Source organism: Bradyrhizobium sp. C-145 (assembly GCF_023375135.1).
Taxonomy (GTDB): Bacteria; Pseudomonadota; Alphaproteobacteria; order Rhizobiales; family Xanthobacteraceae; genus Bradyrhizobium; species Bradyrhizobium zhanjiangense.
The window spans coordinates 9,001,944-9,017,960 of record NZ_CP088150.1 but is presented as its reverse complement, the minus strand read 5'-3'; the positions used below and the strand labels follow the sequence as shown (position 1 = coordinate 9,017,960).

The window sequence follows — 16,017 nt, the reverse complement described above, 5'->3', positions numbered from 1 at the left end:
CACGATCAGAGGGGCTAAGAGTTCTTGATTCGACGTTGAAGTTCTAGTGAGCCCAAACAATACTAGGTCGACCGGAATAAATCCTCTTCAAGGAGCGTCCCGATGCCTGACGTAAGGGAAAAGCAACGCGAAGCCCGCCGGAAGATCATTCGCCAATGGGCGAAGCTTCCGAAGGATAAACGGCAGTCTATGGAGGGGATTTCTGAATTCGCCAGAACAGCCGCTCAGCAGAACGAGAACGCATTCGTCCGCAGTCGTCGCGATCCGTATCAGAAGATCATGGGATGGCTATTGCCGCGTGCTCATCTCTGAACGACTGAGTCCTCTGCACATCCTATGCCCCCGTTAGCGACCGGGATCGCGCGGCAGTGCAATGTCGCGACGGGCCAACAGGTGACGTTCGAAATGAAAAAGGCCGCCAACCGAGGCGGCTTACTTTTGCACCTCCAGCTCTGCCAGGATTTTCGTGAGCGTCTCAAGCAAGCGTAAGGAGCGGGTCGCTGGGCGACCTTCGCACAGCGCTTCGCTCACCTCTTCAATTTCGCAATCGATACGGGCCCGAACTCGCGAGATCAGCTCGGCGCGGTGCTCCGGATTGTCGATTAGAATGAGCATCGCGTTGCTTCGCTATTTAGCAGGCGGGAGCGTGGCGGCAGCACTCGGCGCTGCATCATCGGCGTCAAGGATCGCGACCTTGCGACCGAGTTGCCATATCTCGATGCCGTGGCGGTTGATGAAGCGCCGTGCGGCCTTGACAGCGGCTTCATCACTGGCCGCCTCAATCACCCGCGCATCGCAGATGTGACCATCCTCGCCGATAATAAATGCTCGGTATCCGACCATATTAAATTGCTGCTCCGCGCTAGGTTGGCGGCCGCAATTCCTTGGACGAAGCCAGTCGTTGACGCGGGAAGCGGTTTCGGCTTGGCGCGCACGACGCAAAAGTCCTTCGCGTTCAACGCCGGGCGGAGTGGCTTGGGCCCGCTGGCGCAGACGTTCTGCCTGTTCGAGCAGCCGCTGTTCGAGGGTGCTGGTTTGTTTGAAACGGCGTCGCATCGGCGCTGCTCCATTTAAGTTGGGGCGGGAGCGCAACCGGCGTTCTCTTCACCGATAACTGCCTTAAGGACGGTGCGGTGATCGAAGAAGTAGATACCCGTTATGTCTGGTTGTCGACGTAAATATTCGCGAGCTCGAAAGAAATGCTAGGAACTATTTCGCTTGAGAAGGCCATAGCACTCGCACGATAAATCTCGCACGAGGCTGCGATCCAGGATCTGAAGTTTTCCCCGCGAATAGGCAATGGCTCCTCGTTTTTGCAGCCTGTTTGCGACATCCGTGATGTATGTGCGGTGCACGCCCAGCATCTCGGACAGTAGCTCCTGTTTCAGTACGAAGTGATCGCTTTCCGCGCGGTCCGCCGTGTGTAGCAACCACCGACAGAAGCGCTGCTCGACGCCATGCAGCGCATTACAGGCAGCTGTCATCCTGGTTTGGTCGAGCAACACGTCAGCACTCCTGACACACAGCTCCGCCATAGGCGCGCTGTGCGTCACCAAGTTCCGAAACTCCTTCACTGAAATTTTCAAGGCTTGAACCGGTAGCTGGGCGACGACGCGAACGAGGGACCTGCGCGGCGGCCCAAGGCCCGCACGGGCTCCGATCATGCCTTCCCGCCCGACGACGGACGTTTCGGCCGTCCGACCATCTTTCAGCACGACCAAAAGCGAGAACATGCCCGATAGCGGGAAGTGAACGGCCGTGATTTCCTGCCCCTCCTTTTGAACAACATCGCCTTGGGCATACCCGACGACCGACGACCTCTCCCTTACAGACTCGAGGTCCCGTAGCGGAAGAAGGGCCAAGAGCTTGTTGCGAAGAGGATCATCCACTTGCGCACCTATCGCCCCATCGGTCGGGCCGGTCCGCAGGGGGTAAATCAACGCTCCGAGGGCGTTACCACGGAAGGGGTACGTGACGACAAAGTCGGATGAGGTCGATCCGTTCCTCACAATTCTTACGTTGCCGTGCAGGGGGCCCGGCAATCGTTCGTGCGCTCTGGATACCTAAACGGGAGCTTGGTGGATGATAGTTGAGGTCCGTTTGGGGTCATTTTCGTCGGTTTAATCGAAGTTTTCGGCTGATCGATGTCCGCTGCCCACCGGCCATCGACTAGCCCATTGCATTGTCCGGTATGGCCCAAGCGGACGTTAGTCTTATTCGATCACCTCGTCCGCAAACGCCAGCAGACCGGGCGGGATTTCGAGGTTCAGCGTCTTTGCGACCTTGAGGTTGATCACGAACTCAAATCTGGTGGGCTGCCAAATCGGCAGGTCGGCCGGCTTGTCCCCCTTCAGAATGCGGCCGACATAGATCCCGCCTTGCCGAAAGGCGTCGGTCAGACTGTTGCCGTAGCTCATCAAGCCGCCGGCGTCAGCAAAATCGCGCCACGGGTACATTGTGGGCATGGCGCTACGCGCCGCTAGATCAACGACACGACGACGTTCAAGATTGAAGAGGCGGTCGGAGGTTACAAGCAGCGCGTTTGCTCGACGTTCGACCGATGTCGCAAACGCCTGTTGCAGCTCGGCGAGGTTTCGCGCCTCCAGAACAAGCAGTTGCAGCCCCGAGGAGGATGCGGCTGATCGCAGGCTTGTTACATCCGCATTTGGATTGTCCGGATTGACCAGCACGCCCACCAAAGACGCGTGGGGTAGTAGAGCATGCAGCAATTCGAACCGCTTCGGCTCCAGCGCGCTCACCTGGAACGCAACCCCAGTGGCATTACCGGCCGGGCGATTGATGGAGGCAGCCAGGCCCATAGCGACTGGATCGAGGCCCACCACGAACACGATGGGGATTTCCGAGGTCGTCGCTTTGGCGGCCAATGCCCCGCCATTGTCGGCGGTAAAGATCAGAGCGACGCGCTTACGAACCAAGTCGGCTGCGGCGTCTCGCAGTTCTTCATTGGCGTTGGGCCAACGTCCCGCGATGGAAACGTTCTGGCCTTCAACAAATCCCATTTGCTTGAGGCCGCGGCGAAACGCCTCTCCGAACGTCTCCGACCCGGGGCTCGGGCGATTGAGAGAGCCGATCACCGGCATTGCCAATTTCTGCGCCTGAGCGGGCAATGGCAAAGTCATTGCCGCAGCGCCAAAGGCCGTAATGAATTCGCGCCGTTTCATGCGTGCGACCTCGGAAAGCGCCTTGGACCAACTGAAGGCAGAGGTGCCAACGATAGAGGTCCAAGAACGGAAATCGCAGATTCGAGAATCTCTACCGCTTCACTGGTTCAGTTACTGGTTTTCCCTTCTCAACCACGAAGACGTTGAATGTTTTTGCAGGAACGCTTCCCTTGTTGTTTGCTTCGTGAACGACGCCGGGTTCATTGTGATAGGATTGTCCCGCCGTATAGGTCTTGGCCTCACTGCCCTCTTTTCGACCGATGACCTCGCCTTCGAGCACGGTCGTGTATTCGTCGCCGGGATGGGTATGGAGGCCGGTGCCGGAGCCAGGCGGCCACTCGACGATCAGGGAGATAACTTCCTTGTCCGATTGCCCCGTCAGCGGCTCCTTCTGCAATGGAGTCACTTTCAGCTTCGGAGGCTCTTGTGCGAGAGCGACAGGATTCACGACGACGATTGTGGCCAGCGCAATCGACGCCAAAATGTGAGCGAGCTTCATTGAGATCTCCCCCAGAATAATAAAAAGATAAACGCCTGTTTCAGTATAAGCGCGGCTAGATTATTCGTCGCGGTGCTTATTGCCAAGGCCGTTGGAGACAAGCTTTGTGACAGCCAGCTCGTAGGATGGGTAGAGCGAAGCGAAACCCATCAAGCTTCATCCTCACAAATCGGATCGAGCTCATCTCGATTCTGCGTCCGCCAATTTGAGCGATAGTTTGGCAAGAGCTCAACCCGTCCTATCCGGCCAGCTGTTCGAACAGTGCGTGGACGAGGAATGCTACTATTGGAAGCACCACGATCCCCGTTAAAAAACGTTGCTTCAGATATTGCCGCCGTTGATCGTCTCTTGGCAGCGCTCGCCGTCATTCCGGGGCGCGCGAAGCGCGAGCCCGGAATCCGTCGTGCGGCAAGCAAGGTGGAGAAGTGGATTCGGGCTCACGCCCCCCGAAACGGTGGTCTTACTTCTTGTCGCTCATGTGGTGAGGCGTCGAGGTGCTGGGTCCGCCGGTGTAATGATGACCGCCCGATGAGGACTTCGTCGAGGCGCCGGTGGTCTCCTTCTTGCTGCCCATGTGATGCGGGACTTCGGTCTTCGGCCCGCCGCTGTAGTGATGGCCATTCTTCTCTTTGTCCGTGGTTTGAGCCACCGCAGGAACGGCCAGCAGGGAAACGATGCCAATGGCGACGACGAATTTCTTGGTGATCATGTTCGGTCCTCCGGATTGCGGGAGCTTTCATGGTAGGCCTCCGCGGCACATCGGCTTTGAGCAAGGTCAAGGAATGAGCTTCGTAGCTCTGTCGCCGCAGTTTGAGAGCGGTTGATCTGCGTCAACAAGGATAGCAGCGGTGCTCCTATGCTCTGTAAATCATAGGAGCGCGCCAATGTCGGTGCAGGACCATTCCGGGTATCGAGAGCCCCCGCAGGAGGGCATGTCCGTCAAAGCCAAGGCCAGCCTGGTCCTGATCGGATTTCTGGCCATCGCCGCTGCGCTCCTGTTCACCGAGCACAGGGCTCACGTGCTCGGGCTCCTGATTTGGCTCCCGCTCCTCGCCTGTCCGCTGATGCATCTCTTCATGCATGGCGGACATGCTCACCATCACGGCAGCGGCCGGCCGAACGATTCGAGGAGCGCGTGATGCACGACGCCGCGCCCGCCTACGGCCTCTGGGGCCTCGTCATCGTCAACTCGGCGGTGTTCATCCTGTTCGCCTACAGCTTCTTCAAGCCGCAGACCTCCCGCGACTGGCGCTCCTTCGGCGCCTTCAGCGCGTTTTTGGTGGCGCTGTTCGTGGAGATGTACGGCTTCCCGCTCACCATCTACTTCCTGTCGGGCTGGCTGCAGTCGCACTACCCGAATGTCGATTGGTTCTCGCATGATGCCGGCCACCTGCTCGAGATGATGTTCGGTTGGAAGACCAATCCGCACGCCGGACCCTTCCACATTCTCAGTTTCATCTTCATCGGCGCCGGGTTCGTCCTGATCTCCGCCGCCTGGAAAGTGCTCTACGACGCGCAGCAGACCCGCAGCTTAGCCACCACCGGCCCCTACAACTACGTCCGGCACCCGCAATATGTCGGCTTCGTCCTGGTGATGTTCGGCTTCCTGTTGCAGTGGCCGACCATCCTCACGCTGGCGATGTTTCCGGTGCTGACCGTCATGTATGTGAAGCTTGCCAGAGACGAGGAGCGCGAGACCCGGGCCCAGTTCGGCGAGACCTATGCGCGGTACGCTGCGCAGGTGCCGGCGTTCTTTCCCCATCCCAACCGGCAATCCGGTCAGGGCCCTTCCGGCGGCTATCGTCACGGCTGACCCTCGCGCGAGGAGATGCCCGCGAACGGCACTGGCTTGAAAGGACGTCGATGGGCGTGCCAGTCTTCACCGCGAAAGCGCTGACCAAGACCTACGTCTCGGGCGAGGTGGTGGTGCATGCCCTCAACGACGTGGATCTCGAAATCGCCGAGAAGGAGGTGGTCGTGCTGCTCGGCCCCTCCGGAAGCGGCAAGACGACTTTGCTCAACATCATGGGCGGCCTCGACCGACCGACCGGCGGCAGGCTGTTCTTCCGCGACCTTGACCTGACGGATCTCGAGGATCGCGAGCTGACGAAGTATCGCCGCGACCATGTCGGCTTCGTCTTCCAGTTCTACAATCTGGTGCCGAGCCTCACCGCGTATGAAAACGTTGCGCTGGTCACCGAGGTTGCGAGGAACCCGATGCGGCCAGCCGACGCGCTGGCGCTCGTCGGGCTCGAGGAGCGGATGCATCACTTCCCCGCCCAGCTCTCCGGCGGCGAGCAGCAGCGGGTCGCCATCGCTCGCGCGATCGCGAAGCGACCGGCGGTGCTGCTGTGCGACGAGCCGACCGGGGCGCTGGATTCGAAAACCGGCATCCGCGTCATCGAAGCGCTGCTCGGGGTGAACCGGCAACTCGGCACCACCACGGTCATCATCACCCACAATGCCAGCATCCAGGAGGTCGCCGACCGGGTGCTGTTCTTCGCCGACGGTCGGATCTCCCGGATCCAGAAGAACGCGAGCCGGCGGCAAGCCGCCGAGCTCACCTGGTGACGACATGACAGCGCTCGACATCAAATTGTTTCGCGACGTCAGGCGGCTCTGGGCTCAGGTGCTCGCCGTCGCCTTGGTCGTTGGAGGCGGCGTTGCGACGCTGGTGCTTGCGGTCGGCTCCCATCGTTCCCTGGAAGAGACCCGGATCGCCTATTACGAGCGCTATGGCTTCGCCGACGTGTTCGCGCAAGCGAAGCGCGCGCCTAAGGCGCTCGCCGCCAGGATCGGCGAGATCCCCGGTGTCGCCGTCGTCGACACCCGCATCGCCAAGCTGGCGCTGCTGGATATTCCCGGCTTCTCCGAGCCCGCCAGCGCCCAGTTCGTCTCGCTGCCCGATAACGGCGAGCCGCACCTCAATCGACTCTACATGCGTTCCGGACGTCTTCCTGAGGCCGGACGGACCGAAGAGGTCGTCGTGAACGAGCCGTTTGCACGGGCTCACGGCTTCTCCGAGGGGGCGCGGTTCTCGGCCATCCTGAACGGCAAGAAGCGCGAGCTCGTCATCGTCGGCACCGCGCTGTCCCCCGAGTTCGTCTACACCGTCGGGCCGGGCGATCTGATGCCGGATGACCGTCGCTACGCGATCGTCTGGATGTCGGAGAAGGCGCTCGCCGGCGTCTATGATCTCGACGGCGCTTTTTCGGCGGTCTCGGTGAAGCTGCAGCCCGGCACCTCGGAGCGCGAGGTGATCTCGCGGCTCGACACCTTGCTCGACCCCTATGGCGGGCAGGCTGCTCATGGCCGCAAGGACCAGACCTCGCACGCCTGGCTCGATCATGAGCTCGACATGCTCAACAACATGAGCCGCACGCTGCCGCCGATCTTCCTGCTGGTCGCCGCATTCCTGGTCAATCTCACTCTGACCCGGCTGGTCGCGCTCGAGCGCGAGCAGATCGGTCTGCTGAAGGCGCTCGGCTATGCCGACAGCAGCATCGTGCTGCACTATTTCAAGTTCGTGGCGCTGATCGTCGTGATCGGAATCCTCCTGGGCGGCGTTGCCGGCACCTGGCTCGGCTTGCGCATCACCGCGCTGTTCGGCGACTTCTTCCACTTCCCGTTCCTGGTGTTCGCAAAGGCGCCGGACCTCCATGTCACCGCGGGCGCGCTCAGCGCGGCTGCCGCCGCGATCGGCGCGTTCCGGGCGCTACGCGGGGTGGTGAAGCTGCGTCCTGCCGTCGCCATGCAACCGCCGGCCCCGCCGGTCTATCGGCGGCTGCTGCCGGCGCGCATCCAGCTCGAGCAGATCGTGTCACAGCCGACGCTGATGATGATCCGCAACATTGCCCGGCATCCGGTGCGGGCCTTCTTCACCGCGCTCGGCATGGCACTGGCGACTGCGATCCTTGTGGTCTCGCTGTTCACGCGGGACAGTATGGAGCACCTGATCGACGTGACCTATTTCCTCGCCGACCGGCAGGACGTAACCGTCTGCTTTGCCGAGAAGCGGATCGCGAATGTCGTGGAGCAGGTGAACCGGCTACCAGGCGTTCTTGCCGCCGAGCCGTTCCGCGAGGTGCCGGTCCGGATTCGCCACGGCAACGTCGAACGCCGCATCGTCATCAGCGGCCGGCCGGCCGACGCCGACCTCCGGCGTATCATCGACGTCGAGCTTCGGCCGGTCGTGCTCCCGGAGACGGGCCTCGCCATCTCCGGCATGCTCGCCCACATCCTCGGCGTCGGGCCCGGCGATAGCGTCGAGATCGATCTGCTGGAGGGAGCCCGGCGAACCGTCACGGTGCCGGTCGTCGCGACCGTCGAGGACTATTTCGGCATCAGGGGCATGATGGAGATCGCGGCACTGCGCAAGCTGATGCGCGAGCCGCCCGTCGTGACCAGCGTCAATCTCAGCCTCGACGAGACCCGAACGGAGGACTTCTACGCCGCCGTGAAGTCCATGCCGACGGTCGGCGGCGTGGCGCTGCAGCGCGTCTCGCTGGCGAACTTCCGCAAGACCGTGGCGCTGCTCGTCACCACGATGGCGAGCATCTACACCGGCCTCGCCGCCGTGATCGCCTTCGGCGTGGTCTACAACAACGCCCGCATCTCGCTGTCCGAACGCGCACGCGAGCTGGCCAGCCTGCGCGTGCTCGGCTTCAAGCGCGTTGAGGTGCTGCGCATCCTGCTGCTGGAGCTCGCCATCCTCACCCTGATCGCCCAGCCGCCGGGATGGGTGATGGGCTACGCCCTCGCTTGGGTCATGAAGACGAACCTGGCCGGCGAACTGATGCGCGTGCGTCTCGTCGTCGAACATTCGACCTACGTCATCGCCACCTCGGTCGTGGTGTTGGCGGCCGTCGCCTCCGCAGTCGTTGTCCGCGAACGCATCGACAAACTGGACCTCGTCGCGGTCCTCAAGACGCGAGACTAGCCATGCCGGCAAAGTGGACCAAACGTATCATCGGTGCTGCGGTCCTGGCAGCGATCGCGGGAGGCCTGGCCTGGTTCGCCTGGCCCCGCCCGGTTCTGGTGGATCTTGCGATCGTCTCGAAAGGGCCGATCGAAGTCACGGCGGATGACGACGGAAAAACCCATGTCCGCCATATCTACACGGTCTCGGCGCCCATCGCGGGAAAGGTCTTGAGGATTTCGCATCCGCTCGGCGAGCAGGGACCTTCGCTTCACGTCGGCGACGAGGTCGTCGCCAACCAGACCGTCATCGCCCTGATGCAGCCGACGCTTCCGGGCTTCATCGACGTGCGCTCGCGGGATCAGCTCCAAGCCGAAGTCTTGGCCGCGGATGCGGCGATCCAGCAGCAGGAGGCAGAAGTGAAGCGGATCGAAGCCGCGCTGGACTTTTCAAGGACCGAATTCCAGCGAGCCCAGGCGCTGTCGCGGACACAGACCATCTCCGCCCAGGCCTTCGACAAGGCGAAGTTCGAGGTCGCCACCAATGAGGCCGCCCTGGCCAGCGCCAAGGCGCAGGTCGACATGCGTCGCGCGGTGCGGACCAGCCTGGCGGCGCGGCTGATGGACCCGGCCAATGCCATGCCGTCGGCGGAGCCGGTCTGCTGCGTCCGGGTGCTCGCGCCGGCAAGCGGACGGGTGCTGAAGATCATCCAGGACAGCGAGGCGACGGTCCTACCCGGGACGCCGCTGGTCGATATCGGCAACCCGCTCGATCTCGAAGTCGTGGCCGACCTGCTCTCAACCGACGCGGTCCAGATCAAGGTCGGCGCGCCGGTCCGCATCGACGGCTGGGGCGGGAAGCCGATAAAAGGCAAGGTGGTCCGGGTAGACCCAGCCGGCTTCCTGAAAGTCTCGGCGCTGGGCATCGAGGAGCAGCGAGTCCGCGTGACCATCGATTTCAGCGACCCGCCTGAGGCGTGGGCCTCACTCGGACATGACTATCGGGTCATCGTCCACGTCACCACCTGGAGTGCTCAGGATGCTTTGACCGTGCCGGTGAGCGCCTTGTTCCGGAAAGGCGATCAGTGGGCCGTTTTTGCCGACGAGAACAATCGTGCAAAAACGACTCTCGTCCAGATCGGCCACCGCAACAGCCGCATGGCCGAAATTCGATTAGGTCTCACCGCCGGGGACCGCGTCGTGCTGCACCCGAGCGACCGGATCACCGATGGAGCGAGGATCGCGCAAAGAGGTCCGGAATAGATACAGGACGGCAAGCACGGGTTCGATGATGCCATCATGCCCCTGTTTTGCCCGACGGGTCAAACGAATTTCGTAAAATCGAAAAAGCGCAATCCAAACAAGACCCCGGCTACTGTGCATGGGGTTGTTTTTCGATAATTTTGTTTTCGGGCCCCAAACGTCCCCGGACCGACCAATCTCGCTACGCTTGAAACGGGCCCGCCCCGCCTCAGCTATCCACCTTCAGCGCGGCAATGAAAGCTTCCTGCGGGATGTCGACCTTGCCGAACTGCCGCATCTTCTTCTTGCCTTCCTTCTGCTTCTCCAGAAGCTTGCGCTTACGCGTGATGTCGCCGCCATAGCACTTTGCGGTGACGTCCTTGCGCAGCGCGCGGACCGTCTCGCGGGCGATCACCTTGCCGCCGATCGCCGCCTGGATCGGGATCTGGAACATGTGCGGCGGGATCAGCTCCTTCATCTTCTCGACCATGGCGCGGCCGCGCCCTTCGGCGCGGGTGCGATGCACCAGCATAGAGAGCGCATCGACCGGCTCGGCATTGACCAGGATCTGCATCTTGACGAGATCGGCCGGCTTGTAGTCGGTGAGGTGATAGTCGAACGAGGCGTAGCCCTTGGAGACCGACTTCAGGCGGTCGTAGAAATCGAACACGACCTCGTTGAGCGGCAGATCGTATTTCACCATGGCGCGGGAGCCGACGTAAGTGAGCTCCTTCTGCGAGCCACGGCGGTCCTGGCACAGTTTTAAGACGCTGCCGAGATATTCGTCGGGCGTGAGGATCGTCGCCTCGATCCAGGGCTCGTCGATCTCGGCGATCTTGACCACGTCGGGCATGTCGACGGGATTGTGGATCTCGAGCTCGGTGCCGTCGGTGAGCTTCATCTTGTAGATGACGCTCGGCGCGGTCGCGATCAGGTTGAGGTCGAATTCGCGCGACAGCCGCTCCTGGATGATCTCGAGGTGCAACAGGCCGAGGAAGCCGCAGCGGAAGCCGAAGCCGAGTGCGGCCGAGGTTTCCATCTCGAAGGAGAAGCTGGCATCGTTCAGCCGCAGCTTGCCCATCGCGGCGCGCAGCGTCTCGAAGTCGTCGGCATCGACCGGGAACAGGCCGCAGAACACCACCGGGATCGCCGGCTTGAAGCCGGGCAGCATGTCGGCGACCGGCTTCCTGTCATCGGTGATGGTGTCGCCGACGCGGGTGTCGGCGACCTCCTTGATCGCGGCGGTGATGAAGCCGATCTCGCCGGGGCCGAGCTCGTCGACCTGCTGCATCTTCGGCGTGAAGAAGCCGACGCGCTCGACATCATAGGCCGCGCCCGTGCCCATCATGCGGACGCGCTGGCCCTTCTTCATGGTGCCGTCAACGATCCGCACCAGCACGACGACGCCGAGATAGACGTCATACCAGCTGTCGACCAGCAGCGCCTTCAACGTCGCGTCGCGATCGCCCTTTGGTGGCGGCAGGCGGGTGACGATCGCCTCCAGCACGTCGGGCACCCCTAAGCCGGTCTTGGCCGAGATCATTACCGCGTCGGAGGCGTCGATGCCGATGACGTCCTCGATCTGCTGCTTGATCTTCTCGGGCTCGGCGGCGGGCAGGTCGACCTTGTTCAGGACCGGGACGATCTCGTGATTGTTGTCGAGCGCCTGGTAGACGTTGGCGAGCGTCTGCGCTTCGACGCCCTGGCTGGCGTCGACCACCAAGAGGGAACCCTCGCAGGCTGCCAGCGACCGCGAGACCTCGTAGGCGAAGTCGACATGGCCGGGCGTGTCCATCAGGTTGAAGATGTAATCCTTGCCGTCCTTGGCGCGGTAGGCGAGGCGCACCGTCTGCGCCTTGATGGTGATGCCGCGCTCGCGCTCGATGTCCATGGAATCGAGCACCTGCTCCTTGCCCGCCATCTCGCGGTCGGAGAGGCCGCCGGTCATCTGGATCAGGCGGTCGGCCAGCGTCGATTTGCCATGGTCGATATGGGCGACGATGGAGAAATTGCGGATGTTGGAAATGGGGACGGTCGTCATGGGCGCGGGATACCACTCACATCCCCGTGCGGCAACCATTCACTTGACCTCCGCGGCAGCAGGGGGCGACGCGCTCGGCAGCCCTGTGCTCGGCTGAACCGCTCGGATGGGGCAATATTTCGGTTTCGGCATCGGGGCGGTGTCGCAGGCCGCCCCCCGTTCTAGCGGCTGCGGTCGTTCCCGAGCTCCGCGGCCATCGATTTCAGGGGCGCGCTCTGTTATTCCTCCAGCTTTCTGTCATGGAAGCGGGCCATGTATTGGAAGAAGATTCTTTCTGCCTTGTTGTTTGCCGCATGTTTCGCCTTCCCGGCCGCCGCTGAAAAGCGCGTCGCCCTCGTCATCGGCAACTCCGCTTACCGGAGCGTGCCGCGGCTGGAGAACCCGGCGAACGACGCGCAGCTGGTGGCCGATACGTTGCAGCGGCTCGGCTTCACTCTGGTCGGCGGGGGTGCCCAGATCGAGCTGGACAAGGCGGGCTTCGACAACGCGGTCCAGCGCTTCGGCAATCAATTGATCGGCGCCGACGTCGCCTTGTTTTACTACGCCGGGCACGGCATCCAGGTTCGCGGGGCGAACTATCTCGTGCCGATCACGGCGAATCCGACGCGCGAAACCGACGTGGATTTCCAGATGGTCGATGCCGCACTGGTGCTTCGCCAGATGGATGGAGCAGGAACCAAGCTGAACATCGTCATACTCGATGCTTGCAGGAACAATCCGTTTGGTGGGCGTGGGCTGCGTGGCTCCGACGGCGGCCTGGCGCAGATCCGCGCTCCGGAGGGAACGCTGCTCTCCTACGCCACCCAGCCTGGAAACGTCGCGCTCGACGGCGCCGATGGGCATAGTCCCTACACGCGGGCGCTGGTCGAAACGATGCAGCGACCCGGGCTCGACGTGCTGCAGACGTTCAATCAGGTGGGGCTCATCGTCAAGCGTGCGACCGGCAGCGCCCAGCAGCCCTGGGTTTCCACCTCGCCGATCGACGGCTCATTCTACTTTTCGGGCGCTGCGGCAGGGCAGGTGGCGGCAGTCGACGTTCCGGCGACGGTCACAGCGCCCACCTCAAACCTTCCGTCTTCCGCTCCGGTGACGAGGACGCAGTCGGATTTCCTGTTTCCGGATTCCGATAGCCGGCTGCTTGCCGATGCCGATCTGAGGACGCTGAGCAAGGATGAGCTGCGCCTTGCGCGCAACGAGATCTTTGCACGGCGAGGGCGCTACTTCAGTGCGCCAGATCTGACGGCGAGGTTCAGCAAGTTCGCCTGGTACGTACCCCGGACCTGGGACCCTCAGCTCAGCGCCGTCGAGAAGGCAAATGTCGCCTTGATCGAACGCTATGAATCCGGCGGCCCGTCTCAGAGCGGCTTCATCTTTCCCGATTCCGATCGACGCCTGCTCACGTCCGCTGATCTGCGTGGGCTTTCGAACGACGAACTCCGTATCGCGCGCAACGAGATCTTTGCGCGACGCGGACGATATTTCGAAGCGGCAGATCTCAAGGCCCGCTTTGAGCGCTTCTCATGGTATTCGCCCAATACATGGAATCCCAAGCTCAATTCGATCGAGGAGGCGAATGTCGCGCTGCTCGATCAGGCCGGCAAGCGCCGATGATCGCGCTGCGGGCAGCACACGTCGTTGTCATTCTCGTGCTTGCCTCTGCCTCGGCGAAGGCCCAGACCAGAGCCGAGCTTCTCGATCGGCTGGTTCGCGCCTATCCCGAAGCTCTGTCCGGTCACGACGGCAAGCAAATTGTCTGGCGTGATGGCACCGCAATGCCGGTCGACGACGGCATCGACGACAAGTCGTTTGATCAGCGCCTGCGCGATGCCTCGATCATCGACCAGCTCCGTTTGTCCTATCCGGTTGGCGTTTCCGCAGCCCCGGGAGTGAACGCCGATCCCGGACGGTTCAGGAACGAAGCGTTCTTCAGGAAGATGTATGGCGACTGCCATGCCGGCGCAGTCCAGCGCAATCTCGTCACCATCGTCTGGCTGCCGCGATCATGGGGCAAGGCGATTAAGGTAACGCGGATCAACGGCGTCGCCGATCGGCTCAGGGAGGTGTCGGCGGAAATCGACAAGCTCGAGCCGGCGCTGAAGGCTGCCGCCTTTCCGATTGCCGGCGTGCTGTCGTGTCGGCCCGTCGCCGACACAGGCAAGATGAGCATGCATGGCTATGCCGCCGCGATCGACCTGAACCTGCGATATTCCGATTACTGGCTGTGGTCCGGCCGGGGAAAGTCGATTCCGTACAAGAACAGGATGCCGCAAGAGATCGTCGACATCTTCGAACGTCATGGTTTCATCTGGGGCGGCAAATGGTATCACTACGACACCATGCACTTTGAATATCGCCCGGAACTGCTGGCCCGGTGAACGCGACGATTTCCGGGCGGAGCGAGCGTTCGTTCACGCCAAGCTGATTTCACTCGCGCGCAAAACGCGCTACCCAAGCGCCCCATGTCAACCACATCCCTCCCGACCGCCAGGGCGCGTCAGAAAACCCGGGTGAGTTACCATCGCTTCCGGGCCTGGCTGGTCGCCTGCGCGATCCGCCCCGAGGCCCGCCTCTGGCTGGTGATCCAGCTCGCCATCCTGCATGCGGTGCTCTGGACCTTCATCCTGATCAATCTCAAGGCGGCGCAGGACGTTCACATGGACGTCGCAGAAGCCTATGGCTGGGGCCAGAAATTCCTCTGGGGTTATGGCAAGCATCCGCCGTTGTCGGGCTGGATCGCCGGTCTCTGGTTCAAGCTGTTCCCGGCGGCGGACTGGGCGACCTATGCGCTTGCGATGGCGACCGTCAGTGCCGGCATGGTGATCTGCTGGCTGGTTGCCTTGCGCGTGGTCGACGCGCGGCGTGCGTTCCTGGTCGTGGTGATGATCGCGCTCTACCCGATCTTCAATTTCAAGGGTTTCAAGTACAACCCGGATCTGCTCCAGCTCGTCACGCTGCCGCTGCTCGTGCTCGCTTATCTCAACGCCTTCGCGAAGCGGAGCTGGCCATCCGGAGTCTTGCTCGGGCTGGCCGGCGCGCTGGCGCTCATGACCAAATATTGGGTGCTGACCATGATCGGCGCCATCGGCCTTGCCGCGCTGATCCATCCCGAGCGGTTGCGCTTCCTGTCGTCGCCGGCGCCATGGGTTGCGATCGTGACGATGGTGGTGGCGATGATCCCGCATATCGTCTGGCTGGCGGATGCGCATTTCGTGCCGCTGACCTATGCCGGCGACACCTACAGCCTCCAGGACAGCAGCCAGGTGCATCAGCTCGTCGCCGGCTACTTCCTGCATAATTTCGCGTTGCTGGCCCTGCCGGTCGCGCTCGCAGCGCTCGCCATGGCGCTGGTGCCGCCGTGGCTCACGCTGCTCATGCGCGCGCCCTTGCGCATCATCACGCGAGCCTGGGCGCGCGGGACCAATCCGAGCGTCAACCTCTCGCAGGCGCTGAACGTCTGGATCATCCAGATCATCGTCGCGTTCGGCCCGCCGCTCGGCGCGCTGGTGTTCAGCATCTACATGAAGACCGATTGGGGCATCTCGCTGTTCTTCCTGGTGCCCTTGGCGCTGGTCGCGATTCCCGCATTGCGGGTGCAGAGCTCGGTGCTGTTCAACATCGCCGCGATCTGGCTCGTGCTCAGCGCCGCCACGCTCGCCGCCTCGCCCTGGATCGCCGCACGCGAGATGGCGGCCAATGCCGGCAACACGGCGACCTATGGCGCGCGCTCGGAGCTGGCGCGCGAGCTGACGCAGGCCTGGCACGCGCGCTTTGCCTCGCGCTGGGCGGTCGTCGCCGGGACGATGGAGACGATTCAGCCGATGGTGTTCTACAGCCCCGATCACCCCAGCCCGTTCACGCCGAACGAAGCCTGGGCGTCCGGGCTGACCTCGCTCGAGGACGTCAGGACCTACGGCTTCATCGGCGTGTTCGATCCGACCGACGAACGTCTGCCCAAGTTCGAGAAGTGGGTCTCAGAGGTCGCGCCGAACGCCGAGCGCATGGTGATGACGACGCGTCGCTTCACCCACGGCAAGGCCGGTCCGGCGATGAGCTGGAACATCTACATCGTGCCGCCGGGGAAGTGAGCTCTCTTTACCTCTCCCCGCTTGCGGGGAGAGGTCGGATCGCTCTTGCGA

16 protein-coding genes are annotated in these 16,017 nt (G+C 62.5%); 9 read left to right on the top strand and 7 right to left on the bottom strand.

Going from position 1 to position 16,017, the window contains the following annotated elements; genetic code table 11:
- The first annotated feature begins 102 nt into the window (after positions 1 to 102).
- Positions 103 to 312: a hypothetical protein gene (locus LRP30_RS42470; protein WP_063707793.1), complete on the top strand. Its 210-nt coding sequence runs from the start codon at positions 103 to 105 to the stop codon at positions 310 to 312.
- A gap of 120 nt (positions 313 to 432) precedes the next feature.
- On the opposite strand, the gene LRP30_RS42465 is transcribed toward LRP30_RS42470, so the two are convergent.
- From LRP30_RS42465 to LRP30_RS42440, 6 genes are all read right to left on the bottom strand, one after another.
- Complete coding sequence (locus LRP30_RS42465) at positions 433 to 615, bottom strand: hypothetical protein (RefSeq protein ID WP_249758692.1); 183 nt, start codon at positions 613 to 615, stop codon at positions 433 to 435.
- Positions 616 to 627: 12 nt separating this feature from the next.
- Positions 628 to 1,056, bottom strand: a complete 429-nt coding sequence (locus tag LRP30_RS45330; RefSeq protein ID WP_346016200.1) for a hypothetical protein — start codon at positions 1,054 to 1,056, stop codon at positions 628 to 630.
- A gap of 146 nt (positions 1,057 to 1,202) precedes the next feature.
- Positions 1,203 to 1,889, bottom strand: coding sequence for a Crp/Fnr family transcriptional regulator (locus tag LRP30_RS42455; protein WP_249758691.1), 687 nt, complete (start codon positions 1,887 to 1,889; stop codon positions 1,203 to 1,205).
- 324 nt (positions 1,890 to 2,213) lie between these two features.
- Positions 2,214 to 3,182 carry an ABC transporter substrate-binding protein gene (locus LRP30_RS42450; RefSeq protein WP_249758690.1) on the bottom strand — a complete coding sequence of 323 codons (969 nt, stop codon included), beginning with the start codon at positions 3,180 to 3,182 and terminating at the stop codon, positions 2,214 to 2,216.
- Positions 3,183 to 3,273: 91 nt separating this feature from the next.
- Positions 3,274 to 3,681: a cupin domain-containing protein gene (locus tag LRP30_RS42445; protein WP_249758689.1), complete on the bottom strand. Its 408-nt coding sequence runs from the start codon at positions 3,679 to 3,681 to the stop codon at positions 3,274 to 3,276.
- A gap of 460 nt (positions 3,682 to 4,141) precedes the next feature.
- A complete protein-coding gene (locus LRP30_RS42440; protein WP_249758688.1) occupies positions 4,142 to 4,390 on the bottom strand; it encodes a hypothetical protein in 249 nt (82 codons plus the stop codon).
- A 175-nt stretch (positions 4,391 to 4,565) separates the two neighbouring features.
- Here LRP30_RS42440 and LRP30_RS42435 point away from each other — a divergent pair, with 175 nt between their 5' ends.
- Genes LRP30_RS42435 through LRP30_RS42415 form a run of 5 tightly spaced genes read left to right on the top strand, consistent with a single transcriptional unit; the run spans position 4,566 to position 9,861 of the window.
- The gene (locus LRP30_RS42435; protein ID WP_249758687.1) at positions 4,566 to 4,820 is read left to right on the top strand and encodes a DUF2933 domain-containing protein; all 255 of its coding nucleotides are present in this window, start codon (positions 4,566 to 4,568) and stop codon (positions 4,818 to 4,820) included.
- On the top strand, positions 4,820 to 5,494 hold the full coding sequence (locus tag LRP30_RS42430) for an isoprenylcysteine carboxylmethyltransferase family protein (RefSeq protein ID WP_249758686.1): 675 nt from the start codon (positions 4,820 to 4,822) through the stop codon (positions 5,492 to 5,494). Before LRP30_RS42435 ends, LRP30_RS42430 begins: the two co-directional genes overlap by 1 nt.
- Positions 5,495 to 5,544: 50 nt before the next feature.
- Positions 5,545 to 6,252 (top strand): ABC transporter ATP-binding protein, encoded by a 708-nt coding sequence (locus LRP30_RS42425; RefSeq protein ID WP_249758685.1) that lies wholly within the window; start codon positions 5,545 to 5,547, stop codon positions 6,250 to 6,252.
- A gap of 4 nt (positions 6,253 to 6,256) precedes the next feature.
- On the top strand, positions 6,257 to 8,620 hold the full coding sequence (locus LRP30_RS42420; RefSeq protein WP_249758684.1) for an ABC transporter permease: 2,364 nt from the start codon (positions 6,257 to 6,259) through the stop codon (positions 8,618 to 8,620).
- A gap of 2 nt (positions 8,621 to 8,622) precedes the next feature.
- Positions 8,623 to 9,861 (top strand): efflux RND transporter periplasmic adaptor subunit, encoded by a 1,239-nt coding sequence (locus LRP30_RS42415; RefSeq protein ID WP_249758683.1) that lies wholly within the window; start codon positions 8,623 to 8,625, stop codon positions 9,859 to 9,861.
- 208 nt (positions 9,862 to 10,069) lie between these two features.
- Here LRP30_RS42415 and lepA read toward each other — a convergent pair whose 3' ends face one another.
- Positions 10,070 to 11,881 carry a translation elongation factor 4 gene (gene lepA, locus LRP30_RS42410; RefSeq protein WP_128936940.1) on the bottom strand — a complete coding sequence of 604 codons (1,812 nt, stop codon included), beginning with the start codon at positions 11,879 to 11,881 and terminating at the stop codon, positions 10,070 to 10,072.
- A 252-nt stretch (positions 11,882 to 12,133) separates the two neighbouring features.
- Here lepA and LRP30_RS42405 point away from each other — a divergent pair, with 252 nt between their 5' ends.
- From LRP30_RS42405 to LRP30_RS42395, 3 genes are all read left to right on the top strand, one after another.
- A complete protein-coding gene (locus LRP30_RS42405) occupies positions 12,134 to 13,492 on the top strand; it encodes a YARHG domain-containing protein (protein ID WP_128936939.1) in 1,359 nt (452 codons plus the stop codon).
- Positions 13,489 to 14,256: a M15 family metallopeptidase gene (locus LRP30_RS42400; protein ID WP_128936938.1), complete on the top strand. Its 768-nt coding sequence runs from the start codon at positions 13,489 to 13,491 to the stop codon at positions 14,254 to 14,256. Before LRP30_RS42405 ends, LRP30_RS42400 begins: the two co-directional genes overlap by 4 nt.
- 84 nt (positions 14,257 to 14,340) lie before the next feature.
- Positions 14,341 to 15,966: a glycosyltransferase family 39 protein gene (locus LRP30_RS42395; RefSeq protein ID WP_128955869.1), complete on the top strand. Its 1,626-nt coding sequence runs from the start codon at positions 14,341 to 14,343 to the stop codon at positions 15,964 to 15,966.
- Positions 15,967 to 16,017: the final 51 nt, after the last annotated feature.